The organism is Pedococcus sp., assembly GCF_036000045.1.
In the GTDB taxonomy this organism is placed as follows: domain Bacteria; phylum Actinomycetota; class Actinomycetes; order Actinomycetales; family Dermatophilaceae; genus Pedococcus.
This window is the reverse complement of record NZ_DASYGF010000018.1, coordinates 25,026-49,015: the sequence shown is the minus strand read 5'-3', so window position 1 is coordinate 49,015 and position 23,990 is coordinate 25,026. Positions and strand designations below refer to the sequence as shown.

The window sequence follows — 23,990 nt, the reverse complement described above, 5'->3', positions numbered from 1 at the left end:
CCGTAGACTCGGCCCCATGCGAGTCGGAGTCTTCGGAGCCACGGGTCAGGTCGGTTCGGTCATGCGCACGCTCCTCGCGGAGCGTGGTTTCCCGGTCGACGAGATGCGCTACTTCGCGTCGGCGCGATCGGCGGGCACGACCCTGCCATGGGCGGGCGGTGAGGTCACTGTCGAGGACACCGCGACGGCCGACTTCTCCGGACTCGATATCGCGCTGTTCTCCAACGGCGGGTCCACCTCCAAGGAGTGGGCGCCGCGAGTGGCGGCCGCCGGTGCCACCGTGGTCGACAACTCCTCGGCCTGGCGCAGGGACCCCCAGGTGCCGCTGGTCGTCAGCGAGGTCAACGCCGACGACCTCGACGACATCCCCAAGGGCATCGTCGCCAACCCCAACTGCACGACCATGGCCGCCATGCCGGCGCTCAAGCCGCTGCACGACGCGGCCGGTCTCGTGCGGCTCACCGTCGCGTCCTACCAGGCGGTGTCGGGCTCCGGCGGCAAGGGCGTCCAGGAGCTCGACGGCCAGCTGCGCGGTGCGTATGCCGCCGGCGACGTCCGCGGCCTGGCCCTGGACGGGCGGGCGGTCGGGGTGCCCCCGCCGAACGTGTACGCGGTGCCGGTCGGCTTCAACGTCATCCCGCTGGCGGGTTCCGTCGTCGACGACGGCTCGCTGGAGACCGACGAGGAGCAGAAGCTGCGCAACGAGTCGCGCAAGATCCTCCACATCCCCGACCTGCTGGTGTCGGGCACCTGCGTGCGCGTCCCGGTCTTCACGGGGCACTCGCTGGCCATCCACGCCGAGTTCGCCGACGCCCTGTCCCCGCAGGACGCGCTCAGGCTCCTGGAGAAGGCGCCGGGTGTCGTCGTGACCGACGTCCCCAACCCGCTCGAGGCGGCAGGCCGCGACGAGGTGTTCGTGGGCCGGGTGCGCGCCGACCAGGCTGCGCCCGAGGGCAAGGGCCTGGTCCTGTTCGTCGTCGGCGACAACCTGCGCAAGGGGGCGGCCCTGAACGCCGTCCAGATCGCCGAGGAGCTGCTCAAGCGTCGCTGACCGGGGTCAACGCACCGCGCGCCAGACCGACTCGCTTTCGCTCGGTCCCGGCGACCACGGGGCAATCCAGGGCCCGGTGCCCTCAGACGGGTCGAGCACGCCCGCCTCCAGCCACCGGTAGTCGCCGGCCAGCACGCCCTGCGCCACCCGCCGGTCCCGGTCGTCGGTGTTGGTCCACAGCTCCTCGAACAGCCGGTCCACCCGCAGCCGGCTCTGGTGGCAGAAGGCGTCGGCGAGCTGCTGGGCCGACCGACCGCCGCCCGCGGCCCCACCGCCCCCGCGACCAGCCGCGTCATCGGCGCACAGCATGGCCGCCCGCGAGCACGCCGCCGACATCGCGAAGAGCTCCGCACCGATGTCGACGACCCGTCCGAGGAACGCCTGCCGGTACTCCAGCCGGGCCTGCCACCGTGACATCGCATAGAACGTCTGCCGTGCGACCTTTCGGGAGGCGCGCTCCACGTAGCGCAGGTGCTCCGCGAGCGGGCCGAACTCGGTATACGAGATGGGCAGGCTCCCCGGGCCGGCGACGAGGTGCGGCAGCCACCGTCCGTAGAAGCCGCTCGCGCCCACTGCCGCACGGGCCTTGTGACGAAGGTCGGCGTCGCGGGAGGCCAGGTCGCCCGCGGCCTTGAGGTGGGCGTCGACCGCCTCGCGGGCGATGAGGAGGTGCATGATCTCGGTCGAGCCCTCGAAGATCCGGTTGATCCGCAGGTCGCGGAGCATCTGCTCGACCGGCACGGCACGCTCGCCGCGCGCTGCCAGCGATGCCGCCGTCTCGTAGCCGCGCCCACCTCGGACCTGGACGAGCTCGTCGGCGATGCGCCAGGCCATCTCGCTGGCCCAGAGCTTGGCGAGGGCCGCCTCGATCCGGATGTCCTTGCCGCCTGCGTCGGCGAGCTGCGCCGACAGCTCGAGCACCGACTCGAGCCCGTACGTCGTGGCCGCGATGAACGCGATCTTCTGGGCCACCGCCTCGTGCTCGCCCACCGGCCGGCCCCACTGGACCCGGGCGCTGGACCACTCGCGAGCGATCTTGAGCGACCACTTGCCCGCAGCCGTGCACATCGCCGGGATGGACAGGCGGCCGGCGTTGAGGGTGGTCAGCGCGATCTTCAGCCCCTCGCCCTCGGCGCCCAGCCGGTTCTCGGCGGGCACCCGCACCTGGTGGAACCGGGTCAGGCCGTTCTCGAGCCCCTTGAGCCCCATGAACGAGTTCCGCCGCTCCACGGTGATGCCCTCGCTGGTGCCCTCGACGACGAACGCCGTGATGCCGCCGCGCTGGCCATCCCGAGCGGGCACCCGCGCCATGACGACGAGCAGCTCGGCGACGACGCCGTTGGTGGTCCACAGCTTCACCCCGTCGAGCAGGTATGCCGTGCCGTCGGATGTCGGGGTGGCCGTGCTCGCCATCCGGGCCGGGTCGGAGCCGACGTCCGGCTCGGTGAGGAGGAAGGCCGAGATCGCGCCGGCCGCGCAGCGGGGGAGGAAGGCTTGCTTCTGCTCAGGCGTGCCGACCAGCTTCACCGGCTCGGGGACGCCGATCGACTGGTGCGCCGACAGAAGGGCGCCGATGCTCGGGTGAGCCGAGCCGGCGAGGACCAGCGCCCTTCCGTACGCGGACATGGTGAGCCCGAGACCGCCGTACTCGCGTGGGATCTTCATCCCGAAGGCGCCGATCTCGGTGAGCGCCGCGAGGTACTCGTCGGGGATGCGGTCGTCGCGCTCGATCCGGGTGCCGTCGAAGCCCTCACAGACCTCGCGCAGCCGCTTCAGGAACTCCTCGCCACGGGCCTCGTCCTCCGGCCGCGCGCGCGGATGGGGATGGACCAGGCCGAGGTCGAACCTCCCCAGATAGAGGCCCCGCGCGAAGCTGGGCCGGTCCCACTCCGTCTCGCGGGCGGCCTCGGCCACCGCGCGCGACTCGCTGTCGGTGACATGGGTCATGAGATGCCTCCTCGCGGGTACCTCAGTCGTACCCGGACAGCGGCGCCCCGGCAAGTGCTGGCGCGTCCGGATGCTGGGCTCCATGGACGTATGCCGCGGCGGCGGCATACCCTCGACGCGTGCGTTCTCTGCGCCTCCTCCTTCGCCGCCGCGGCGGGGCCTGACCGATCAGCCGCCCCTCGTCGCGGAGTCGCGTTGCCCGGGCTGACCACCGCAACGACCTGATAGGCCAGAGATCATGATCCACCCGCAGCAGCCGTCCGGAATGCCGGTCGCGAAGTACGTTCCCTTCCACGAGCAGATCGCCGTCGACCTCCCCGACCGCACGTGGCCGACCAGGACCATCGACCATGCGCCTCGCTGGTGCGCCGTCGACCTGCGGGACGGGAACCAGGCGCTGATCGACCCGATGAGCCCGGACCGCAAGAAGCGCATGTTCGAGCTGCTCGTGCGGATGGGCTACAAGGAGATCGAGGTCGGGTTCCCCAGCGCGAGCCAGACCGACTTCGACTTCGTGCGGATGCTCATCGAGGACGACCTCATCCCCGCCGACGTGACGATCCAGGTGCTGACGCAGTGCCGCGACCACCTCGTGGAGCGCACGTTCGACGCGATCCGCGGGGCCAAGCAGGCGATCGTGCACTTCTACAACTCGACCTCGATCCTGCAGCGCCGGGTCGTGTTCGGCCTGGACCAGGACGGCATCGTCGACATCGCCCTGCAGGCCGCCCGGCTCTGCCGCAAGCTCGAGGAGACCGTGCCCGACACGGTCGTCTACTACGAGTACAGCCCCGAGTCCTACACCGGCACCGAGCTCGAGTTCGCGGTCCGGATCTGCAACGAGGTGGCGGACGTCATCGACCCGACGCCCGACCACAAGATGATCATCAACCTGCCGGCCACCGTCGAGATGGCCACGCCCAACGTCTATGCCGACTCGATCGAGTGGATGATCCGGCACCTCGAGCGGCGCGAGTCCATCGTCGTCAGCCTCCACCCCCACAACGACCGCGGGACCGGCGTCGCCGCCGCCGAGCTCGGCTACCTGGCGGGGGCGGACCGCATCGAGGGCTGCCTGTTCGGCAATGGCGAGCGCACCGGCAACGTCGACCTCGTCACCTTGGGCATGAACCTGTTCAGCCAGGGCGTCGACCCCGAGATCGACTTCTCCGACCTGGACGAGATCCGCCGCACCGTGGAGCACTGCAACCAGCTGCCGGTGCCCGAGCGGCACCCGTGGGGTGGCGACCTGGTCTTCACGGCGTTCTCCGGGTCGCATCAGGACGCCATCAAGAAGGGCCTCGAGGACATGGACCGTCAGTCCGCCTCCTCGGGCAAGCCGATCGACGAGCTGGTCTGGGGGGTGCCGTACCTGCCCATCGACCCTCACGACGTGGGCCGGTCCTACGAGGCGGTCGTCCGGGTCAACAGCCAGTCCGGCAAGGGCGGCGTCGCCTACCTGCTCAAGACCGAGCACCAGCTCGACCTGCCGCGCCGGCTGCAGATCGAGTTCAGCGGCGTCGTGCAGGCCAAGACCGACACCGAGGGCGGCGAGGTCAGCGCAGCCGAGCTGTGGGCGGTGTTCCAGGACGAGTACCTGCCTGCGACCGACGGGGCGACCAACGCCTGGGGCCGGTTCACCCCGGTCGACCACACGCTGGTCAGCGAGAAGGGCGAGTCCGACCACATCGTCGCGACGATGCTCGACAACGGCCAGGAGGTCACTGTCGAGGGTGACGGCAACGGCCCCATCGCGGCCTTCATCGACTCGCTGTCCACGCTGGGCGTCGACGTCCGGGTGCTCGACTACGCCGAGCACGCCCTGTCGGCCGGTGGCGACGCCAAGGCGGCGGCCTATGTCGAGTGCGCCGTCGGCGACCGGGTCTTCTGGGGCGTCGGGCTGCACAGCTCCATCGTCAAGGCGTCGCTGACCGCGGTGCTGTCGGCGGTCAACCGGGCCGAGCGCGCCGGGGCGGCCTGACCCGGAGCTCGGTCAGCGGACGCCGCGGGGGCGGAACTGGATCGAGATGCGCGGCCCGACGGGCTTGGCGGTCTTGGGTATGCAGTGGTCCCAGGTGCGTTGGCACGAGCCACCCATGACGACCAGGTCTCCGTGGCCGAGCGAGAACCCGATGGACTCGCCACCCCCGCGCGGACGGAGCATGAGCGAGCGCGCCGAGCCGACCGACAGGATCGCGACCATGGTGTCGAGATCCTTGGCCCGGCCGATGCGGTCGCCATGCCAGGCCACCGAGTCACGCCCGTCGCGATAGAGGCACATTCCCGCGGTGACGAAGCGCTCGCCGAGCTCCGCGGCATACGAGCCGCTCAGGGTGTCGCGGGCCTGGGCCAGCACCGGGTGGGGGAGCGGCTCTCCCTGGTCGTAGAACTTCAGCAGGCGCGGCACGTCCACCATCCGCTCGTACATCTCGCGGCGCTCGGCATGCCACGGCACGTCGTGGTGGAGCACGTCGAACAGCTGGTCGGCCCCTGCGAGCCAGCCGGGCCGGTAATCGACCCAGGCGCCTCGTGACAGGGTCGTGCGACGGAGCTCGTTGCCGAGAGGCTGGAGGGCGATGTCGTCGGCGACGTCGAGGAGCGAGGCCTGCCATGCCGTACTCATGACACGAGCATACCCCCGATTCGAACAGACGTTCTAAAGACAGGCCGTCGCGGCGTCCCGTGGATGTCGCCAGGTCGGGAGACAATGGACCCATGCCCCTCTATCGCGACGAAGGCATCGTCCTGCGCACCCAGAAGCTGGGCGAGGCCGACCGCATCGTCACGCTGCTCACGCGTGGGCTCGGCAAGGTGCGGGTCGTGGGCAAGGGGGTGCGGCGCACCAAGAGCCGGTTCGGGGCGCGGTTGGAGCCGGCGATGATGGTCGACCTCCAGTGCTACGAGGGCCGCTCGCTCGACACCGTGACCCAGGCCGAGACGCTCGCGTCGTGGGGCGACGTGCTGGCCCGCGACTACACGACTTACACGAGCGCTGCCGCGATGCTCGAGACGGCCGACCGACTCACCGAGGAGCGCGAGCCCAACCTCCAGCAGTACCTCCTTCTGCAGGGGGCGCTGCGGTCGATGGCCGAGGGTGTCCACGACCCGGGGCTGGTCCTCGACGCGTACCTCCTACGGGCGCTCGCCATCGCGGGGTGGGCGCCGAGCTTCCACGACTGCGCCCGATGTGGTGCGGTCGGTCCTCACCGCGCGTTCAACCTCGCCGCGGGCGGCACCGTGTGCCCCGTGTGCAGGCCGCCCGGCTCCGCTGCGCCGGCGCCCCAGACCCTGGCCCTGCTCGCTGCGCTCCTCGCCGGCGACTGGGTGGTGGCCGATGCCTCCGAGACACGGCACCGCCGCGAGGGCAGCACGCTCGCCAGCGCGTTCCTGCAGTGGCATCTCGAACGCGGTGTGCGATCGTTGCGTCTCGTGGACCGACGAGACTCCAGCGCCACGGCGACTCCCGCGTGAGCGCGGCATACGCAAAGCCGTTTCCCCACCCGAGCGGCGCGCTCCCGCCGACCCTCCCTCGCGAGCTCGTCCCGGTTCACGTGGCGGTCGTCATGGACGGCAACGGCAGGTGGGCCAACCAGCGGGGGCTGCCTCGCACGCAGGGCCACGAGGCCGGTGAGGCAGCGCTCCTCGACGTCGTCGCAGGGGCGATCGAGGTCGGCGTGACCCACCTGTCGGCGTACGCGTTCTCGACCGAGAACTGGAAGCGCAGCCCCGACGAGGTGCGCTTCCTCATGGGGTTCAACCGCGACGTGATCCGCAGGCGCCGCGACCAGCTGCACGAGTGGGGCGTGCGCATGCGGTGGGTCGGGCGCCGGCCGCGGCTGTGGGGGTCGGTCATCAAGGAGCTGGAGACCGCCCAGGAGCTCACCTCCCACAACACGGGGCTGACCCTGTACTTCTGCGTGAACTACGGTGGGCGCGCCGAGATCGCCGACGCCGTCGCACGCATCGCCGAGCAGGTCCAGCGCGGCAAGCTCAAGCCGGGGTCGATCGACGAGAAGACGATCGCGCGACACCTGCCCGAGCCCGACATGCCGGACGTCGACCTGTTCGTCCGCAGCTCGGGGGAGCAGCGGACCAGCAACTTCCTGCTGTGGCAGAGTGCCTACGCCGAGATGGTCTTCCAGGACACGCTGTGGCCCGACTACGACCGGCGGCACCTGTGGCAGGCGATCCAGACGTATGCCGAGCGCGACCGCCGCTACGGCGGGGCCGTCGACCGTGCCGCCGCGAGTCTGCCTGCGGACAGGGGCCCTCGCTAAGGCGACGGTTCCGGGGTCCGGGGCTAGGCGGAGGGCGTCGAGCAGGCGCTGCAGAGGCCGACGATCTCCACGGTGTGGTCGACCTCGGTGAACCCGTGCTCGGCGCTGACCGTCCTTGCCCAGGTCTCGACGGCAGCCCCCTCGACCTCGACCGTCGTCCCGCACCGTCGGCAGACGAGATGGTGGTGGTGGCCGGTCGAGCAGGCTCGGTAGACCGCCTCGCCCTCGTCGGTGCGGATCATGTCGATCTCGCCGTCCGCGGCCATGGCCTGCAGGTTCCGGTAGACGGTGGCCAGCCCGACCTTGTCGCCCATGGTCCGCAGCCGGGCGTGCAGCTCCTGGGCCGAGCAGAACTCGCTCGTCTCGGCCAGCACCGCCGCGACAGCGGTGCGCTGGCGGGTCGGCCGCCGCCCTGAGTCGGTGGCCTCCGAAGCGACGGTCTGGACGCGCTCGTGCGTACGGGGTCCGGTCATCGGGGAGCAGCCTCCTTCTCGGCCTCGTGTCGCGCGGCGTCATGCTCGTCGTAGTGGCCTTGGTGCGGCGCATGACGGTGGCCGTCGTGGACATAGTCGAGGTGGTCGCCGTGCGCGACGACGGGGTGCCCGCAGCCGGTGCCGTGCTCGTGGTCGTGACGCTCAGCGCGGCGGTGGCGGTGCGCGGCATACCGGCTGCGGATCGCCACCACGGTGGCGGCGGCGACGAAGACGGCGATCGCGAGCAGCACGATGGTTCCGCCCGAGGGCGTGCCCGCGTAGAAGGACGCCACCACACCGGCGACGCTGCACACCACGCCGACGACCACGGCCCACCGCACGGAGGACGCGAAGCTGCGTCCCAGCAGCTGCGCGGTGGCGTTCGGCAGGATCATCAGGGCACTGATGAGCAGTAGGCCGACCACGCGCATCGAGACGACGACGGTGACGGCGGTGAGGACAGAGAGCGCCACGTTGAGCGCTGTCACGGGGAGGCCGGTAGCGCGGGCGTACTCCTCGTCGTTCGCCACCGCGAACAACCATGGCCGCAGCAGGAACGTGACCGCGAGGACCAGGACGGCCAGCGTGGCGAAGACCCAGAGGTCACCGGTGCTCGTGGTGAGGATCGCCCCGAACAGGTATGCCGTGAGGTTGGCCGGCGTGCTGCTGCTCGAGCGCGAGATGAGCACGACGCCCGCGGCGATGCCGCCGTAGAACATGACGGCCAGGGCCACGTCGGCGTTGGTGCGCCCGCGCGCCCGGATCACCTCGACGGCGACCGCCGCGCCGATGGCGGCGACGAGGGCGGTCAGGACCGGTGCGGTGCCGGTCAGCACCCCGACCGCGACCCCGGCCAGGGCGACGTGACCCATGCCGTCCCCGATCAGCGAAAGCCGCCGCTGGACGAGGAACACCCCGACGAGGGGCGCGGCGACCCCGACCATGAGCGCGGCCAGCAGCGCCTGGCGCATGAAGTCCAGTGCCAGCAGGTCAGTCATCGGAGCTCCCGGTGCGGACTCGGTCGAGTGGTCCCGTCGGCGCCGCCGGGAGGGCCGGCACAGCGGACGTCAGCTCGTCGGCGTGGTGGTGGACGTGGGGCTCGGCGGGGTGGGCGTGCCCACCGAGGTAGTCGGTCAGCGGGCCGTCATAGTCGATACGGCCGCTGGTGGTGCACAGCACCCGCGAGACGGTGTCGGTGAGGGCGTCGAGCTCGTGGGTGACGATGAGCATCGTCGTGCCGCGGGCGGCCAGCCGCGAGAGCACCTGGGCCAGGACCGCCTGGCTGGCGGCGTCGACCCCGGCTGTGGGCTCGTCCATGACGAGCACCTCGGGCTGCGCGGCCAGGGCTCGGGCGATGAGTACGCGACGCTGTTGACCTCCAGAGAGGGTGCTGACGTCCTCGTGGGAGCGGTCGGCCAGGCCGACGAGCTCGAGCGCCTCCTGCACGATCGCCGAGTCGCCGCGCTGCCACGGGGCCCACCACCGACGGTGGGGGAGCCGGCCGATCTCGACGACCTCGCGCACCGTGGCGCGCACCGAGGCGGACAGCGAATGCCGTTGCGGCACATAGCCGATCCGCGCCTTGTCGGTGAATTGGTCGAGGTCGACGCCGAACAGCTGGGCCTGCCCCCCGAGGTGGTCACTCAGGCCGAGCAGGCCCTTGACGAGCGTCGTCTTGCCCGAGCCGTTGGGCCCGAGCAGTGCCACGACCTCACCGCGCTCGATGCGCACGGTGACCTGCGAGATGACGGCGCGGTCGGCATACCCGAACGCGGCCGACCTCAGGTCGATGACCGGCTGGCCGCTCATGCGCACTCCTGCCCGGCCCGGAGGGTCGCGAGGTTGGAGCGCATGACGTCAAAGTAGTCCTTGCCCCGAGAGGCCGAGGTGATTCCCTCGATCGGATCGAGGACGGCCACCTTCGCGCTCGTCTCGCGGGCGATCGTCTCGGACAGCGCCGGGCTCACGAGGGTCTCGGCGTAGACGGTGGTGATGTGGTCGGCCCGGATGCGCTGCACGATCGACTCCATGGTGGACGCGTCGGGCTCGGCGTCGGGCGTGACCCCTGCTATGCCCTCCTGGATGAGGCCGTAGCGGCGTGCGAGGTAGCCGAACGCGGAGTGGCCGGTGACGATCTCCTTGTGGGCGCAGGAGGCGAGCCCGGCCCGGTAGGCGTGGTCGAGCTGGGTGAGCCGGGCCACGAACCGCGCGGCGCCGGCGCGGTAGTCGGCCGCGTGGGCGGGGTCGACGGCGGCGAGGCGCTGACCGATGGCCTGGGCCACGCTCGCGTATCGCGTGGGGTCGAGCCAGAAGTGGGGGTCCCGCGCGCCCGCCGCACCCCCCGGGGGGGCGGCGCCCTGGGTAGCCAGCCCCTCGGCTGGTGCCGCGAGGTCGAGGTGCGCGGCGTTCGAGATGTCGAAGGCGTGGCTGGATGCCTGGCTCACGGCGGCGTCCATCGCGGGTTGGAAGCCCCGCTCGTAGACGACGAGGTCGGCCTGGCGCACGGCGACCACGTCGCGCGGCGTGAGCTCGAGGTCATGGGGCTCCCCACCCGGCTTGGTCACGGGCGTCACCGACACGTGGCTCCCTCCGACCTGCTCGACCACGAACTGGAGCGGGTAGAAGGCGGCCGCCACGCTCACTGTGCCCGGTGCTGCCGCGCCGGGTGAGGTGGAGCAGGCGGAGGTGAGGGCCACGGCGACGACGAGGGAGACCAGGGGGAGACCGGCCCGTGCGGCGAGGCGCCGCGAGAGGGCGCTGTGCATCGTCATGACAATCATTCTCATCCTAAGTGAGAATGATTGTCAAAACCGGGACAGAGCCGGCAGGAGGCCCGCTCCCGCGCGGCGGCGCGTCAGTGCCGGGGGAACGCCTGGGTGACGGTCACGGCGGCGACGAACAGCACGATGGTCCCGCGCATGATGCGGTTGGTCCGGTCCAGTGTCGGCCAGGACAGGTAGCCGACCCAGACCAGGAACAGGAGCACGAGGACCAAGAGGACCCACCCCCAGCCGGGCACGAGGATGCCGGCGACCATCAGGGCCAGCACCGCGAGGAAGGGGATGGCCCGGGGCAGCCGGCTCAGCCAGGTCAGAGCGGGCAGGCTGGCGTGCTCGATGCGTTCGCGCGGGGTGGACACGGACCGACATGTTACGGCGCGGGCGCCGGTGGCCGTGGGGCCCCGCCCCGCTCGGAGGCAGGCCGCCGCACAGTAGCCTTCTGCGCATGGCTGCACCTTCCACCGTCGACACCGTCGTCTCCCTCTGCAAGCGCCGCGGGTTCGTCTTCCCCTGTGGGGAGATCTATGGCGGGACGAGGTCGGCCTGGGACTACGGCCCCCTCGGCGTGGAGCTCAAGGAGAACATCAAGCGCCAGTGGTGGAAGTCGATCGTCACCGGCCGCGACGACGTGGTCGGCCTCGACTCCTCCATCATCCTGCCGCGCCAGACCTGGGTGGCCTCCGGCCACGTCGGCGAGTTCACCGACCCGCTGACCGAGTGCCAGTCCTGCCACAAGCGGTTCCGGGTTGACCACATGCAAGAGGCGCTCGCCGAGAAGGAGGCCAAGAAGGGCAAGCAGGTCGACCCCGACTCCATCCCCCTGGCCGAGATCGCCTGCCCGAACTGCGGGACCCGTGGCGCGTGGACCGAGCCGCGCGAGTTCAACATGATGCTCAAGACCTACCTCGGCGTCATCGAGGACGAGTCCGGGCTGCACTACCTGCGACCGGAGACGGCCCAGGGCATCTTCATCAACTTCCTGAACGTCATGAACGCCTCGCGCAAGAAGCCGCCGTTCGGAATCGGCCAGACCGGCAAGAGCTTCCGCAACGAGATCACGCCCGGGAACTTCATCTTCCGCACGCGCGAGTTCGAGCAGATGGAGATGGAGTTCTTCGTCAAGCCCGGCGAGGACGAGGAGTGGCACCAGTACTGGATCGACGAGCGGACCCGCTGGTACACCGACCTCGGGATCAACCCCGACAACCTGCGCCACTACGAGCACCCGGCCGACAAGCTCAGCCACTACTCCAAACGCACCGTCGACATCGAGTACCGCTTCAACTTCGCGGGCAGCGAGTGGGGCGAGCTCGAGGGCATCGCCAACCGGACCGACTTCGACCTCACCACGCACTCGACCCACTCGGGCACCGATCTCGTCTACTTCGACCAGGCCAGCGGCGAGAAGTACACGCCGTACGTCATCGAGCCGGCAGCTGGCCTGTCGCGCTCGCTGATGACGTTCCTCGTCGACGCCTACACCGAGGATGAGGCCCCCAACACCAAGGGCGGCGTCGACAAGCGCGTCGTGCTGCGCCTCGACCGGCGGCTCGCGCCGGTCAAGGCCGCCGTGCTCCCGCTGTCGCGCAACGCCGACCTCTCGCCCAAGGCCCGCGACCTCGCCGCGACTCTGCGCAAGCACTGGAACATCGACTTCGACGACGCCGGCGCGATCGGGCGGCGCTACCGCCGCCAGGACGAGATCGGTACGCCGTACTGCCTGACCGTGGACTTCGACACCCTGGAGGACCACGCTGTCACCATCCGCGAGCGCGACAGCATGGCGCAGGAGCGGGTGTCGCTCGACAAGGTGGAGGAGTACCTCGGCGGTCGCCTGCTCGGCTGTTGAGGCAGATGAACCGATCCGGGTCGCTCGTGCGTTACTAGGGGTTGACGCACAGGAGGCGCGATGCGACGCGAGGTCGATGCGGAGTTCGTCGAGTTCGTGCGCGCACGGCAGCACGGTCTGCTTCGGGCCGCCTGGCTGGTCTGTGGGGACACCCGCCTCGCCGAGGAGGCGGTGCTCCGAGCGCTGGCCGAGCTGGCCGGTCGCTGGGAGCGCGTCCGAGGCGAGGACCCCGAGCTCGCAGTGCGCCGCAGCCTGTACCGCGAGGCCGTCTCTGCGGGCCGCCGCCGGCAGCGCGAGTCCACCGTCGTGGCAGGTGAGCTCGCCAGGTTGGGCCTGCCGCACACCGACCTCCTGCTGGCGTTGGACACCCTGACGCCGCGGCAGCGCGCCATCCTCGTCCTGCGCTTCTTCGACGACCGCAGCGAGCCGGAGACGGCGGACATCCTGGGGCTCTCCACGGGCACCGTGCGGGCTCAGGCCCGGGCAGCGACCACGGCCCTGCGCCGGGTGCTGCCGGAGCGGGCATCCAAGGAGCCCAGGAGTGACGTGTCATGAGCCACCCTGAGCTGGGCGCACTTTTGGAGGACGCGAGCGGGCATCTCTCCGAGCGGGACTTCGTCGAACAGGCATGGGAGACCGCGCTGGCCAGGCAGCGCCGTCGCCGCCGGGGCTGGAGCGGGGCGGCGAGCGCCGCAGGTCTCGTCGTCCTCGCTGTCGTCGCCGTGCAGGTCGCGGGCGGCCACGGGGCCGTCCCCATGCCGGGGCCCAGCCCCACGACATCGCCGGGGGTGGGCAGGCTCGCGGACGGGACGGCATACGCCCAGCTGCCTTTGGAGGGCAAGGAGTCCGAGCTCGCCTACTTCGCTGCGGGGCTGCCGCCCGCTATCGACCTCGACGCCGCCCCCGTTGCGTTGTCACCGCGAACCGCCGTGCGGACGCCTCTGGCGGCCGTGTACCTGCGGTCGGCAGGGACCACGAGCTACCAGCCTGTGCTCGTTCCTGTCAGCGGACGCCCCGTGCTCGCCGACCGCATCACCCTGGTCATCCCCGCGACGGGGGACCCCGCGTCCGTGCTGGGTCCCAGGGCCATCGACGCCCATGGGCGGTTCGTGGTCTTCGCGCAGCCGGGCCGGGTGGTGCGCCTGGACGCGCAGTCGGGAGCAACCACCTCGTTTGCCGTGCCGTCGAACCGGATCCGCGAGGTGGGGTGGGGTGTGGACGGCCTCATCGTCGTCCGGGACGACGGGCATGCCTGGACCGTCGACCCGACGGCGAGTCGTCCGCAGGCGCTCCTGTCGCCGGGCCGTGAGGTCGGCCAGTTCCGCCTGTCGACCGGGCCGGGAGGCCTGCAGCTGGCTCGTGCGGACGGCGCGGGCGGACAAACCGGGCAGCGCCTCCCGGCCCCCGTCACCCAGATCTCGGGAGCGACCGTGAGCACCGACCAGCGTGCCGCCTCCGTGGCGTACTTCGACCAGGACCTGACGCACCCGGTCATCCAGCGCGGGAACGGCCCGATCTACCAGGGGCTGGTGGCCGTCGACGCCGGTGCTCGGTCAGCCCGGGTGCTGCTCGCGCCGGAGTCGCCGGACGGACTGACCGGCCGGGTCAGCCCCTGCTGCACCGTGCTGGGCTGGGCCGATGCGAGCACGGTGCTGTTCACGGCAGTGGGGCGGCACGGGCGGTGGGTGCTCGCCTGGAACACGGCGACCGGCCGGGTCTACCAGGCGGTCCGCCTGACCACCCGGACGCCCGACGAGCCTGTCGTCCCACTGGCGGTCCACATCGGAGCGACGTGACCGCGCCAGCGCCCACGCCGAGTGGGGCAGGCGTGGCACTGTGAGGTCATGACACAGACGCAGACAGTCAGCCGTGGTGCCGCGGGCGCGGTGTCGGCCATCGAGCTCGCGGGTCTGACCAAGAGCTTCGGGGCCGTTCGCGCCGTCCGGGGGGTCGACCTGACCGTGCGCCCAGGTGAGATCGTCGCCTTCCTGGGGCCGAACGGAGCCGGCAAGACGACGACGATCGACATGATGTTGGGGCTGTCCCGCCCCGACAGCGGCACAGCCCGGGTCTACGGCATGGACCCGCAGTCCGCGGTACGTCACGGCTTGGTCTCTGCGGTGATGCAGACCGGTGGCCTGCTGCGTGACCTCACCGTCCAGGAGACCCTGCGGCTGACCGCGAGCCTGTTCGCCGACACCCGGCCGGTAGCCGAGGTGCTGGATCGCGCCGGGATCAGCGACATCGCCGGGCGCCGGGTGGTCAAGTGCTCGGGGGGCCAGCAGCAGCGGCTGCGGTTCGCCATGGCGCTGCTGCCCGACCCCGAGCTCCTCGTCCTCGACGAACCCACCACCGGCATGGACGTCGCCGGGCGGCGCGACTTCTGGGCCGCCATCCGCTCCGATGCCGAGCGCGGGCGCACGGTCGTGTTCGCGACGCACTACCTGGAGGAGGCCGACGCCTACGCCGACCGCATCGTCCTGGTGCGGCAGGGGCAGATCGTCGCCGACGGCACCGCGGCCGAGGTGAAGGCCCTGGTGTCAGGCCGGGTGGTACGCGCGACTTTGCCCGATGCGGATCCCGCTGCGCTGCAGGCGCTTCCGGGCGTGGAGTCGGTCGAGCTCCGAGGTGACACGGTGCTGGTCGCCAGCATGGACAGTGACGCCGTCGCCCGACACCTGCTGACGTCGACCGCAGCCCGCGACCTGGAGATCACCTCGCGTGGCCTCGAGGACGCCTTCATCTCGCTGACGTCGCAGGACTCCGATGACCCGACCCCGACAGGAGCAGACCGATGAGCCTGACGACCGCTACCCCGTCGGCCCCTCAGCGCAGCGTGCCGCCGATGGGCGGCTTCAACCCCACCCTGTTGTTCCTCGAGCTGCGCCGCATGCTGCGCAACCGCCGCACCGTGATCTTCTCGCTCGTCATGCCGGTCGTCTTCTACTTCATGTTCGGGTCAGGACATAGGTACTCCGACCAGAGTGCGGGCCACGGCAACGTCGCCGGGTTCATCATGATCAGCATGGCCCTCTACGGCGCGATGCTCTCGACCACCGGGGGCGGCGCCATGGTGGCCGTCGAGCGCAGCCAGGGCTGGAGCCGCCAGCTGCGCCTGACGCCGCTCACGGCTCCGGCATACATCGCGGTGAAGGTGCTCGTCGCCATGGTGCTCGGCGCCGTCGCGGTGGTCGTCACGTATGCCGCGGGGGCCTCGTCCGGCGCGCACATGGACGGTGTGGTCTGGGCGGAGACGGCGGTCCTCGCCTGGGTCGGGTCCCTGGTGTTCGCCGCGTTCGGGGTCTTCATGGGGTACCTGCTCCCCAGCGAGAACGTCATGCAGATCCTGGGACCGGTACTCGCGCTGCTGGCCTTCCTCGGCGGGCTGTTCGTACCGCTCGACCAGCTCGGCTCGACGTTCCAGACGATCGCCACCTACACGCCGATGTACGGGCTCAACCAGATCGTCCACGCGCCTCTGACGGGCACGGCCCCGGGCACGGCCGCGGTCGTCAACGTCCTCGTCTGGCTGGCGATCTTCGCCGGAGGGGCGGCGTGGCGGTTCCGTCGCGACACGGCCCGTGTCTGACGTCTGACGGCGGTGTCGGCTAGCGTCCGGTCGCCACGGGTCGCGCGGGGTCGGTGACCCAGTCGCTCCACGACCCGACGTACAGCGCCGCGTCGATGCCCGCCTCGTGCAGGGCCAGCACCTCGTGGGCGGCGGTCACCCCGGACCCGCAGTAGGCGCCGACGGGTCCATCTCCCGGCTGGATGCCCAGGCACTCGAATCGCAGTCGCAGTGAATGTACGTCGAGGAACCGGCCGTCGGCCCTGGCGTTGTCGATGGTCGGGGCGTTGACGGCACCGGGGATGTGGCCGGCCACCGGGTCGATGGGCTCGCTCTCGCCCCGGAACCGCTCCGGCGCTCGCGCGTCGAGCAGGACCCCGTCGTGGGCCAGCGCGGCGGCACCGTCGGCGTCGAGAAGGGGCAGCTGCCCAGGCCGGGCCTCGAAAGTGCCCATGCCTGGCGCGGGAACGTCAGCGGTCGTGGGCAGGCCGGCCGCGACCCACGCGGACAGGCCGCCGTCAAGGACCTGGACGTCTTGCGCCCCGAAGTAGCGCAGCACCCACCACGCCCGCGCCGCGGCATACGAGAGGTCCTGGTCGTAGACGACGATGCGGGAGGCGGTCGACGCACCACATCGCCGCATCAGCGCCTCGACGTCCTGCGCGGTGGGGAGGGGGTGCCGCCCGCCAGGCCCGGGCGCTGCGGCGAGCTCAGCGTCGAGGTCGACGTGATGTGCACCGGGGAGGTGTGCTGCGGCATACAGGTCGTGGCCGGGCGGCCCCCCGGCGCCGGTGAGGTTCCACTGGACGTCCAGCAGCACCACATCCGAGAGCTGGGGGAGCAGCGCGGCGGCGCTGAGCAGGGCACGCATTCGGCCAGTCAACCAGCAGATGGGACACTGGTGCGGCCATGACTGCCACCACCGTCACCGCCGCCCCCACCGCGCTGGTCCCTGCCCTGCAGATCGGCCGGCACACCATCGAGTCGCCGGTCGTCCTCGCACCCATGGCCGGCATCACCAACCGAGCCTTCCGCAAGCTGTGCCGGGAGTACGGCGACCTGGGCCTGGAGGCAGGCGGGGCGAGCGGCGCCACGTCGTTGTACGTCAGCGAGATGATCACGTCCCGCGCGCTCGTGGAGCGATCGCCGGAGACGATGCGGCTGATCGAGCATGACCCCGACGAGAGCCCGCGCTCGATCCAGCTCTATGGGGTCGACCCGGCGACCGTGGCCGCCGCGGTGCGGCTGCTCGTCACCGAGGACCGCGCCGACCACATCGACCTCAACTTCGGCTGCCCGGTCCCCAAGGTCACCCGCAAGGGCGGCGGCGCGGCGCTGCCCTGGAAGCGCGACCTCTTCGAGGCCATCGTCACCAGTGCCGTGCGCGAGGCGAGCCCGTATGCCGTGCCCGTCACCGTGAAGATGCGCAAGGGCATCGACGACGAGCACCTGACCTATCTCGAGGCCGGCCGCATCGCCGAGCGTGCCGGTGTCGCGGCGGTGGCGCTGCATGGCCGCACGGCCTCGCAGGCGTACTCCGGCGAGGCCGACTGGTCGGCGATCGCGCGGCTCAAGGAGGCGGTGCGCAGCGTCCCAGTGCTGGGTAACGGCGACATCTGGTCGGCCGAGGACGCCGTGCGCATGGTGCAGGAGACCGGGTGCGACGGCGTGGTCGTCGGCCGGGGGTGCCTGGGGCGGCCATGGCTGTTCACGGACCTGGCGGCGGCCTTCGCCGGTACGTCGGCCCGGGTGCGGCCCACGCTCGGCGAGGTGCTGGCCACGATGCGCCGGCACACCGAGTACCTCGTCGACTTCTACGGGGACGAGCTCAAGGCGTGCCGAGACATCCGCAAGCACATCGCCTGGTATCTCAAGGGTTTCCCAGCGGGGTCGAGCGTTCGGCACCAGCTCGCGCTGGTCGACTCGCTGGAGTCGCTCGACCGGCTGGCTGCCGGCCTGGACCCGACGGCGCCCTGGCCCGGTCAGGACGCCGAAGGCCAGCGCGGGCGCGCCGGCTCACCGCGGCGGGTCGCCCTGCCCGACGGGTGGCTGGAGTCCCGGTCGCTCGACGACTCGGCCCGCGCCGAGGTGGCGCAGGCCGAGCTGTCGGTCTCTGGGGGCTGACCCGGCCGGCTAGACCCGGAGGTCAGGAGGTCGCGGCCGCTCCGTGGGCGACCGACTCGAGCAGCTGGGCGTTGAAGGCGGGCAGGTCGCCGGGGTTGCGGCTGGTGATGAGGTTGCCGTCGGCGACGACCTCCTTGTCCACCCACTCGGCGCCGGCGTTGCGCAGGTCCGTCTGCAGGCTGGGCCACGACGTCACGGTGCGGCCCTTGACGACGTCCGCCTCGATGAGGGTCCACGGTGCGTGGCAGATCGCAGCGACAGGCTTGCCGCTGGCCACGAAGGCGCGCACGAAGCCCACGGCCGGCTCGTCCGTGCGCAGCGCGTCGGGGTTGGCGACCCCGCCCGGCAGGACCAGCGCGTCGTAGTCGTCCACGGACGCCTCGGCGACGGCCTTGTCGACCGGCCGGGTCTCCGCCTTGTCCAGGTGGTCGAACGTCTGGACCTCGCCGGTCTCGGGGCTGAGGAGCACGGCCGTCGCCCCGGCCTCGGTGACCGCCTGCCACGGCTCGGTCAGCTCGACGCGTTCGATGCCCTCCTTGGCGACGAGGAAGGCGATGGTCTTTCCGCTGAGATGGCTCATACCTCCACCCTCAATGGGCTCAGGCGACAACGCAAGTCGAGCAGTCTCGTGGCAGGCTGCCGCCATGATCGGGACGCAGGGGGGCACCCCCGAGCGGCCGGCGCTGTTCTTCAGCGGCGCCCAGGAGTTCTCCGCGTGGCTCGAGGCCAACCACGCCACGGCGACCGAGCTGTGGATGGGCCTCTACAAGAAGCACGTCGGCGACCGTGGGCTCACCTGGGAGGACGCGGTCCTGGAAGCGCTGTGCTGGGGGTGGATCGACTCGGTCGTCCAGCGCATCGACGACGATGCGGTCCGCCAGCGCTGGACGCCGCGCAAGCTGACCAGCACGTGGAGCGCGGTCAACATCGCGGCCGTGGAGCGGCTCACCGCCGAGGGGCGCATGCGACCGCCCGGACTGGCGGCCTTTGCCCGTCGTCGCCCCGAGCGGTCGGGCATCTACACCTACGAGCAGGGCGAGCTGGCCTTCCCTCCCTCGTATGCCGCGCGGCTGCAGAGCGACGCAGGGGCGGCTGCCTTCTGGGCCGAGGCCACCCCCTCGTACCGCAAGATCGCCATCGGCTGGGTGATGACGGCCAAGCAGGAGGCCACGCGCGACAAGCGGATGGCTCAGCTCATCGCCGACAGCGGTGCGGGGCGTCTCATCCCGAGCCAGCGCTACGGCGAGGCGCCGCGATGGGTGGAGCGGGCAGCCGCGGCCGCCGCGTCCGCACGGGGGTCATAGAGTCGCGGAGTGGGATATGCCGAGGCCGACCGCGAGCGCTGGGTCCCGGAGGACCCCGTGCACAAGCGCGCTGACCGCGACGACTTCGCCCGCGACCGCGCTCGTCTCGTGCACTCGGCGTCCCTACGCAGGCTGTCGGCGAAGACCCAGGTGGTCCAACCGGGTGACGACGACTTCGTGCGCAACCGGCTCACGCACTCTCTGGAGGTCGCCCAGATCGGCCGCGAGTTCGGGGCGGCCCTGGGCTGCAGCGCTGATGTCGTCGACACGGCCTGCCTGGCGCACGACCTCGGCCACCCGCCCTTCGGCCACAACGGCGAGCAGGCCCTCGATGCGGTCGCGGCTGACATCGGGGGCTTCGAGGGCAACGCCCAGACCCTGCGGCTGCTGACCCGGCTGGAGCCCAAGCGTGTCCACCCCGACGGACGGCCCGCCGGTCTCAACCTGACCCGCGCCAGTCTGGACGCCGCGACCAAGTACCCGTGGACCCGGGCCGAGGCCCCGGGCCAAGGCCGAGGCCCCAGCGAGAAGTTCGGTGTCTACGACGACGACATCGAGGTGTTCGAGTGGTTCCGCCAAGGACACCAGCCGGGCCGCCGCTGCATCGAGGCCGACGTCATGGACTGGTCCGACGACGTGGCCTACTCGGTGCACGACGTGGAGGACGCGATCGCCTCGGGCCGGCTCGACGTGCGACGCCTACGCGACCCCAGCGACGTCAACGCCGTGCTTGGCGTCGCCTCGGGCCTCTACGCGCCCGATCTCGGGACTGACGCCCTCGGCGCGGCGCTGGAACGGGTGCTGGCCACGGGGACCGTACCGACGGCATACGAGGGGTCCCGCACCGACCGGGCCGCCCTCAAGGACATGACCTCGCGCCTGATCGGCCGGTTCGTGGTGGCGGTCGAGGGAGCCACCCGGGAGGCTCACGGGCGAGGGGCGCTGACGAGGTATGCCGCGCACCTGGTGGTGCCCGACGCGACGCGCGCGGAGTGCGCCGTGCTCAAGGCGGTGGCCGCGCATTTCGTCATGCACGCCCAGGAGCGCGTCGAGGTGCTGGCCGGACAGCGCGAGGTGGTGCGTGATCTGGTGGCCGCGTACCAGGAGGACCCCGTGGGGCGGCTCGACCCGGACCTGCTGGGGGACTGGAAGACGGCCGACTCGGACGCTGCCGCGCTCCGGGTGGTCGTCGACCAGGTCGCGTCCCTGACCGACGTGCGCGCTCTGGCGCTGTACGCGCGCTGGCGCTGAGGGGGACCTCAGAGGCGATCTGTGGGCTCGCCGTCGGCGAGTCGGTGCCAGCACCTAGACTCGGCGCCGAACAGGAGGGCCAGTGGCGGGTCGGATCAAGACCGACGACATCGCGCTCGTCAAGGAGCGCTCGTCGATCGAGGATGTCGTGCGCGAGCACGTCACCCTGCGCTCGGCGGGCCCCGGCTCGATGAAGGGGCTGTGCCCGTTCCACGACGAGAAGACGCCGTCCTTCACCGTCCGGGGCGCGGTGGGCGCCTGGCACTGCTTCGGATGCGGCGAGGGGGGTGACGTCATCTCCTTCGTCCAGAAGGTCGAGCATCTGACCTTCACTGAGGCCGTCGAGCGGCTCGCCCAGAAGCTCGGAATGGAGCTGCACTACGAGGAGGGTGGACGTCCGGGCGGTCGCGACGGGGAGAGTCTGGGGCGCCGGTCGCGGCTGGTCGAGGCGCACCGAGTGGCGCAGGAGTTCTACCACCACGCCCTGCTCAACGCGCCCGAGGCGCGGGCCGGCCGCGACTTCCTGCGCGAGCGGGGGTTCGACAGTGAGGCGGCGAAGCGGTTCGGGGTGGGCTTCGCCCCCCGAGGTGGGGAGGAGCTGTCGCGGCATCTGCGCGCGAAGGGCTTCACCGACGAGGAGCTGACCCTCGGGGGGCTCTCCGGCCGGGGCAGCCGCGGGCTCTACGACCGGTTCCGGGGGCGTCTGGTCTGGCCCATCCGCGACATCACCGGCGACACGGTGGGGTTCGGGGCGCGACGGCTTTTCGATGACGACCGGATCGCGGCGAAGTACCTCAACACCTCCGAGACGCCGATCTACAAGAAGTCCACGGTCCTCTACGGCCTCGATGCCGCGAAGAAATCCATTGCAGCAGAACGCAAGGCGGTCGTGGTCGAGGGCTACACCGACGTGATGGCCTGCCACCTGGCGGGCATTGAGGGCGCGGTGGCCACCTGTGGAACCGCGTTCGGCGTGGACCACATCAAGATGTTGCGACGGATCATGCGCGACGAGGCCGACCTCGCGCCTGCCCGCGTCGTGTTCACCTTCGATGGTGACGCCGCCGGCCAGAAGGCCGCGATGCGCGCCTTCGGCGAGGACCAGCGGTGGGCGTCCCAGTCCTTCGTTGCCGTCGCCGAAGGGGGCATGGACCCCTGCGAGCTCAGGGTGGCGCTCGGCGACGACGCCGTCCGACATCTCGTCGACGACGCGATCCCCATGTTCGAGTTCGCCGTTCGCACCACGATCAGCCGGTTCGACCTGTCGACCGCCGAGGGCCGGGTCCAGGGCATGCGTGCCGCCGCGCCCATCGTGAGCTCAATCCGCGACAGCTCCATGCGGCCCGAGTACATCCGCACCGTGGCCGGCTGGATCGGTGTGGAGGTCGAGCAGGTCCAGGCCGAGGTCGCCCGCGCCGGCCGCGTCGCCGCACGCGACGCCAAGGCCGAGGCCGGGGCCCCGTCTCGGGCCGACGCCGACGTCGTGCCCGAGCCGTCGGTGGAGGAGGCGCGTGCCGCCCTTCCCGCGCCCGATCTACGCGACCCGGTGGTGTTCGCGGAGCGCCAGCTGCTCCAGAGCCTGTTGCAGTATCCCGGCAGCTTCTCCGCCGCCGAGGTCGACTCGATCGAGCCCGATGCGTTCACCGCGCCCGCTCATCGTGCGGTCTTCGACGGGGTGCGCAGCATCGGTGGCCTGCAGCAGGGACTGTCGGCCCGAGCCTGGGCCGACCGGGTGGCCGAGGCGGCGCCGCTGGCCGTGCGCGGGCTCGTGTCCGAGCTGGCCGTGGCCGAGCTGCCGACCCGCATGGACCGCGCGACCGGGCTGCCGGAGCGCCGCTACATCCAGGCCCTCCTCGTCCGCGTCAAGGAGGTCGCGCTCACCCGGCAGATCGGCGACGCGATGTCGGCCATGCGCCGGATGGCGACCGACCCGCAGGCCGACCCTGCGGCGTCGCGTGCCCTCTCCGGTGCGCTCCAGGACCTCCAGCGTCAGCTGGCCCAGCTGCGCGACCGGGCCGGCTGATGGCGTTCTCCCTGCGCCGCGGCGAGCAGCTGCCTGGCCCGATCCGCCGCGCGCTCGAGCTGGGCCCCGGAGAGCGCGTCCTCACGTGGGCGCGTGAGGAGGGGGCGGGCGACACCGTCGTGCTGAGCAACCACCGCCTCTATGCCGTGGATGCCGCTGGGGTGCGCACGCTCGCCCGTCCATGGCATGAGGTGGACGCCGGCACGTGGTCCGCCGAGCTCGGCCAGCTGACGGTCACCTGGGTGGGCGGCGCCCGGCCGTCACAGTGGACGCTCGGCGACTCGACGCTCCTGCCGGAGACGCTGCGCGAGCGGGTGCAGGCGAGCGTCGTGCTGGCGCAGCGGGTCGACCTGGGTCCTCGCCGCATTGCGCGCGCTGTCATCCGGCAGGACCTCGCGACTGGGGAGCTGGTGGAGCAGGTCGTGACAGGTCGAGGGGTCCGGGGTGACGACGAGGAGGTGGCGTCCGCAAGCGCCCGTGCGCTGGCGGAGCTTCGCGAGCAGGTGGGGCTCGACTGAGTGGTCAGGCGCGGGCGCCTCCCCGTTTTCAGAAGTGCCCGCATCCTTTGCTATCGTTGCGCAGCGCCGCGGGCAGGAACGCCGCGGCCATTCCCCTGTAGCTCAATTGGCAGAGCAGCCGACTGTTAATCGGCAGGTTGTTGGTTCGAGTCCAACCGGGGGAGCCACCACGCACGATGGCCGCCCTCAGCCTCCCATGGCTGGGCGCGGTACCCGTTGAGTACCCACTCATTCACCGGCCAGCACCTCGGCGCCCCCGAGAGCTCGCCACGCTCCGACCCATGTAGACGTCCTGGGTGAGCGGCGGATGGCAGCGCGGCCAGCGGCGCTAGCGATCGCTGATGCGATGCTCCTGCCAGGTGGCAACCATGACGAGCCCGGCCAGGAGCCACAGGAACAAGGCTGCCATGAACATCGGCAGCAGGAGCCGCGGGAGTGGGCCTTTGCCGTCGGGCAGCAGGCCCGCCAGCACCAAGGCGGCCGGAACGAGGCCCCAAGCAAGCCAGATCACACCACGCTTGACGATCGGCATGAGGCATCGTAGGTCGGGCAGCGCGGGGAGGCCTCCGTCAGACGGCTGAGCGCCGTCGTCGAACAGGCTCCGCCGTGCAGTCGGCTCGGCGATGGTCGATCGAAGGGACCCGCCGCGCGAGGTCCAGCAGCGCGTCCGTCCTTGCGGGGAGGCCCGAAGCGATACCCGAATCCGGGCTGTGACAGGGCAACGCCCCCGATCGGGGGGGCCCCTGTTCGGCTTCTCGTGTGGTTTTGGGTGCGTCGGTTTCGTGTCTGGAGGCGCCATCGCTCACCTCGCCTGGCCCGACCCGA

At 71.3% G+C, this 23,990-nt stretch carries 24 protein-coding genes and 1 tRNA gene; 15 read left to right on the top strand and 10 right to left on the bottom strand.

The window, feature by feature from the left end; all coding sequences use genetic code 11:
• Positions 1-16: 16 nt before the first annotated feature.
• Positions 17-1,051 (top strand): aspartate-semialdehyde dehydrogenase, encoded by a 1,035-nt coding sequence (locus tag VGN50_RS03410; RefSeq protein WP_327443232.1) that lies wholly within the window; start codon positions 17-19, stop codon positions 1,049-1,051.
• A 6-nt stretch (positions 1,052-1,057) separates the two neighbouring features.
• Here VGN50_RS03410 and VGN50_RS03405 read toward each other — a convergent pair whose 3' ends face one another.
• Positions 1,058-2,998 carry an acyl-CoA dehydrogenase family protein gene (locus VGN50_RS03405; protein ID WP_327443231.1) on the bottom strand — a complete coding sequence of 647 codons (1,941 nt, stop codon included), beginning with the start codon at positions 2,996-2,998 and terminating at the stop codon, positions 1,058-1,060.
• Between the two features lie 238 nt (positions 2,999-3,236).
• On the opposite strand from VGN50_RS03405, the gene leuA reads away from it, so the two are divergent.
• A complete protein-coding gene (gene leuA, locus VGN50_RS03400; protein WP_327443230.1) occupies positions 3,237-4,979 on the top strand; it encodes a 2-isopropylmalate synthase in 1,743 nt (580 codons plus the stop codon).
• Between the two features lie 12 nt (positions 4,980-4,991).
• Here the strand turns inward: leuA and VGN50_RS03395 are convergent, their stop codons facing one another.
• Positions 4,992-5,621: an alpha-ketoglutarate-dependent dioxygenase AlkB gene (locus VGN50_RS03395; protein WP_327443229.1), complete on the bottom strand. Its 630-nt coding sequence runs from the start codon at positions 5,619-5,621 to the stop codon at positions 4,992-4,994.
• Positions 5,622-5,713: 92 nt separating this feature from the next.
• Here VGN50_RS03395 and recO point away from each other — a divergent pair, with 92 nt between their 5' ends.
• Positions 5,714-6,469, top strand: a complete 756-nt coding sequence (gene recO / locus VGN50_RS03390; protein WP_327443228.1) for a DNA repair protein RecO — start codon at positions 5,714-5,716, stop codon at positions 6,467-6,469.
• Positions 6,466-7,275, top strand: a complete 810-nt coding sequence (locus VGN50_RS03385; RefSeq protein WP_327443227.1) for an isoprenyl transferase — start codon at positions 6,466-6,468, stop codon at positions 7,273-7,275. The genes recO and VGN50_RS03385 overlap by 4 nt, the downstream gene beginning before the upstream one ends.
• Positions 7,276-7,298: 23 nt before the next feature.
• Here the strand turns inward: VGN50_RS03385 and VGN50_RS03380 are convergent, their stop codons facing one another.
• From VGN50_RS03380 to VGN50_RS03360, 5 genes are all read right to left on the bottom strand, one after another.
• Positions 7,299-7,748, bottom strand: coding sequence for a transcriptional repressor (locus tag VGN50_RS03380; RefSeq protein ID WP_327443226.1), 450 nt, complete (start codon positions 7,746-7,748; stop codon positions 7,299-7,301).
• Positions 7,745-8,746 (bottom strand): metal ABC transporter permease, encoded by a 1,002-nt coding sequence (locus VGN50_RS03375; RefSeq protein ID WP_327443225.1) that lies wholly within the window; start codon positions 8,744-8,746, stop codon positions 7,745-7,747. The genes VGN50_RS03380 and VGN50_RS03375 overlap by 4 nt, the downstream gene beginning before the upstream one ends.
• Positions 8,739-9,557 carry a metal ABC transporter ATP-binding protein gene (locus VGN50_RS03370; RefSeq protein ID WP_327443224.1) on the bottom strand — a complete coding sequence of 273 codons (819 nt, stop codon included), beginning with the start codon at positions 9,555-9,557 and terminating at the stop codon, positions 8,739-8,741. Before VGN50_RS03370 ends, VGN50_RS03375 begins: the two co-directional genes overlap by 8 nt.
• A complete protein-coding gene (locus VGN50_RS03365) occupies positions 9,554-10,519 on the bottom strand; it encodes a metal ABC transporter substrate-binding protein (RefSeq protein ID WP_327443223.1) in 966 nt (321 codons plus the stop codon). The genes VGN50_RS03370 and VGN50_RS03365 overlap by 4 nt, the downstream gene beginning before the upstream one ends.
• Before the next feature lie 83 nt (positions 10,520-10,602).
• A complete protein-coding gene (locus VGN50_RS03360) occupies positions 10,603-10,983 on the bottom strand; it encodes a DUF6703 family protein (RefSeq protein WP_327443222.1) in 381 nt (126 codons plus the stop codon).
• Here VGN50_RS03360 and VGN50_RS03355 point away from each other — a divergent pair.
• The 5 genes from VGN50_RS03355 to VGN50_RS03335 are packed head-to-tail and all read left to right on the top strand — an operon-like array spanning position 10,974 to position 15,966.
• Positions 10,974-12,377, top strand: coding sequence for a glycine--tRNA ligase (locus VGN50_RS03355; RefSeq protein WP_327443221.1), 1,404 nt, complete (start codon positions 10,974-10,976; stop codon positions 12,375-12,377). The genes VGN50_RS03360 and VGN50_RS03355 overlap by 10 nt on opposite strands.
• A 60-nt stretch (positions 12,378-12,437) precedes the next feature.
• The gene (locus VGN50_RS03350) at positions 12,438-12,932 is read left to right on the top strand and encodes a sigma factor-like helix-turn-helix DNA-binding protein (RefSeq protein ID WP_327443220.1); all 495 of its coding nucleotides are present in this window, start codon (positions 12,438-12,440) and stop codon (positions 12,930-12,932) included.
• Entirely contained in the window at positions 12,929-14,173 is a 1,245-nt protein-coding gene (locus tag VGN50_RS03345) for a hypothetical protein (protein ID WP_327443219.1), read from the top strand. The genes VGN50_RS03350 and VGN50_RS03345 overlap by 4 nt, the downstream gene beginning before the upstream one ends.
• 48 nt (positions 14,174-14,221) lie before the next feature.
• Entirely contained in the window at positions 14,222-15,175 is a 954-nt protein-coding gene (locus VGN50_RS03340) for an ABC transporter ATP-binding protein (RefSeq protein WP_327443218.1), read from the top strand.
• Positions 15,172-15,966, top strand: a complete 795-nt coding sequence (locus VGN50_RS03335) for an ABC transporter permease (protein ID WP_327443217.1) — start codon at positions 15,172-15,174, stop codon at positions 15,964-15,966. Before VGN50_RS03340 ends, VGN50_RS03335 begins: the two co-directional genes overlap by 4 nt.
• 19 nt (positions 15,967-15,985) lie before the next feature.
• Here the strand turns inward: VGN50_RS03335 and VGN50_RS03330 are convergent, their stop codons facing one another.
• Entirely contained in the window at positions 15,986-16,816 is an 831-nt protein-coding gene (locus tag VGN50_RS03330) for a sulfurtransferase (protein ID WP_327443216.1), read from the bottom strand.
• A gap of 38 nt (positions 16,817-16,854) precedes the next feature.
• On the opposite strand from VGN50_RS03330, the gene dusB reads away from it, so the two are divergent.
• Positions 16,855-18,069, top strand: coding sequence for a tRNA dihydrouridine synthase DusB (dusB, locus tag VGN50_RS03325; protein WP_327443215.1), 1,215 nt, complete (start codon positions 16,855-16,857; stop codon positions 18,067-18,069).
• A 22-nt stretch (positions 18,070-18,091) separates the two neighbouring features.
• Here the strand turns inward: dusB and VGN50_RS03320 are convergent, their stop codons facing one another.
• Positions 18,092-18,649 carry a type 1 glutamine amidotransferase domain-containing protein gene (locus tag VGN50_RS03320; RefSeq protein WP_327443214.1) on the bottom strand — a complete coding sequence of 186 codons (558 nt, stop codon included), beginning with the start codon at positions 18,647-18,649 and terminating at the stop codon, positions 18,092-18,094.
• A 64-nt stretch (positions 18,650-18,713) separates the two neighbouring features.
• Here VGN50_RS03320 and VGN50_RS03315 point away from each other — a divergent pair, with 64 nt between their 5' ends.
• The 5 genes from VGN50_RS03315 to VGN50_RS03295 all read left to right on the top strand — a co-directional run bounded on the left by VGN50_RS03315 (position 18,714) and on the right by VGN50_RS03295 (position 23,332).
• Positions 18,714-19,373 (top strand): YdeI/OmpD-associated family protein, encoded by a 660-nt coding sequence (locus tag VGN50_RS03315; protein WP_327443213.1) that lies wholly within the window; start codon positions 18,714-18,716, stop codon positions 19,371-19,373.
• A gap of 9 nt (positions 19,374-19,382) precedes the next feature.
• Entirely contained in the window at positions 19,383-20,624 is a 1,242-nt protein-coding gene (locus VGN50_RS03310; RefSeq protein WP_327443212.1) for a deoxyguanosinetriphosphate triphosphohydrolase, read from the top strand.
• Positions 20,625-20,706: 82 nt separating this feature from the next.
• On the top strand, positions 20,707-22,647 hold the full coding sequence (dnaG, locus tag VGN50_RS03305) for a DNA primase (protein WP_327443211.1): 1,941 nt from the start codon (positions 20,707-20,709) through the stop codon (positions 22,645-22,647).
• On the top strand, positions 22,647-23,165 hold the full coding sequence (locus VGN50_RS03300) for a hypothetical protein (RefSeq protein ID WP_327443210.1): 519 nt from the start codon (positions 22,647-22,649) through the stop codon (positions 23,163-23,165). The genes dnaG and VGN50_RS03300 overlap by 1 nt, the downstream gene beginning before the upstream one ends.
• Before the next feature lie 91 nt (positions 23,166-23,256).
• Positions 23,257-23,332 (top strand) — tRNA-Asn (locus tag VGN50_RS03295).
• Between the two features lie 161 nt (positions 23,333-23,493).
• Here VGN50_RS03295 and VGN50_RS03290 read toward each other — a convergent pair.
• Entirely contained in the window at positions 23,494-23,697 is a 204-nt protein-coding gene (locus VGN50_RS03290; protein WP_327443209.1) for a hypothetical protein, read from the bottom strand.
• Positions 23,698-23,990: the final 293 nt, after the last annotated feature.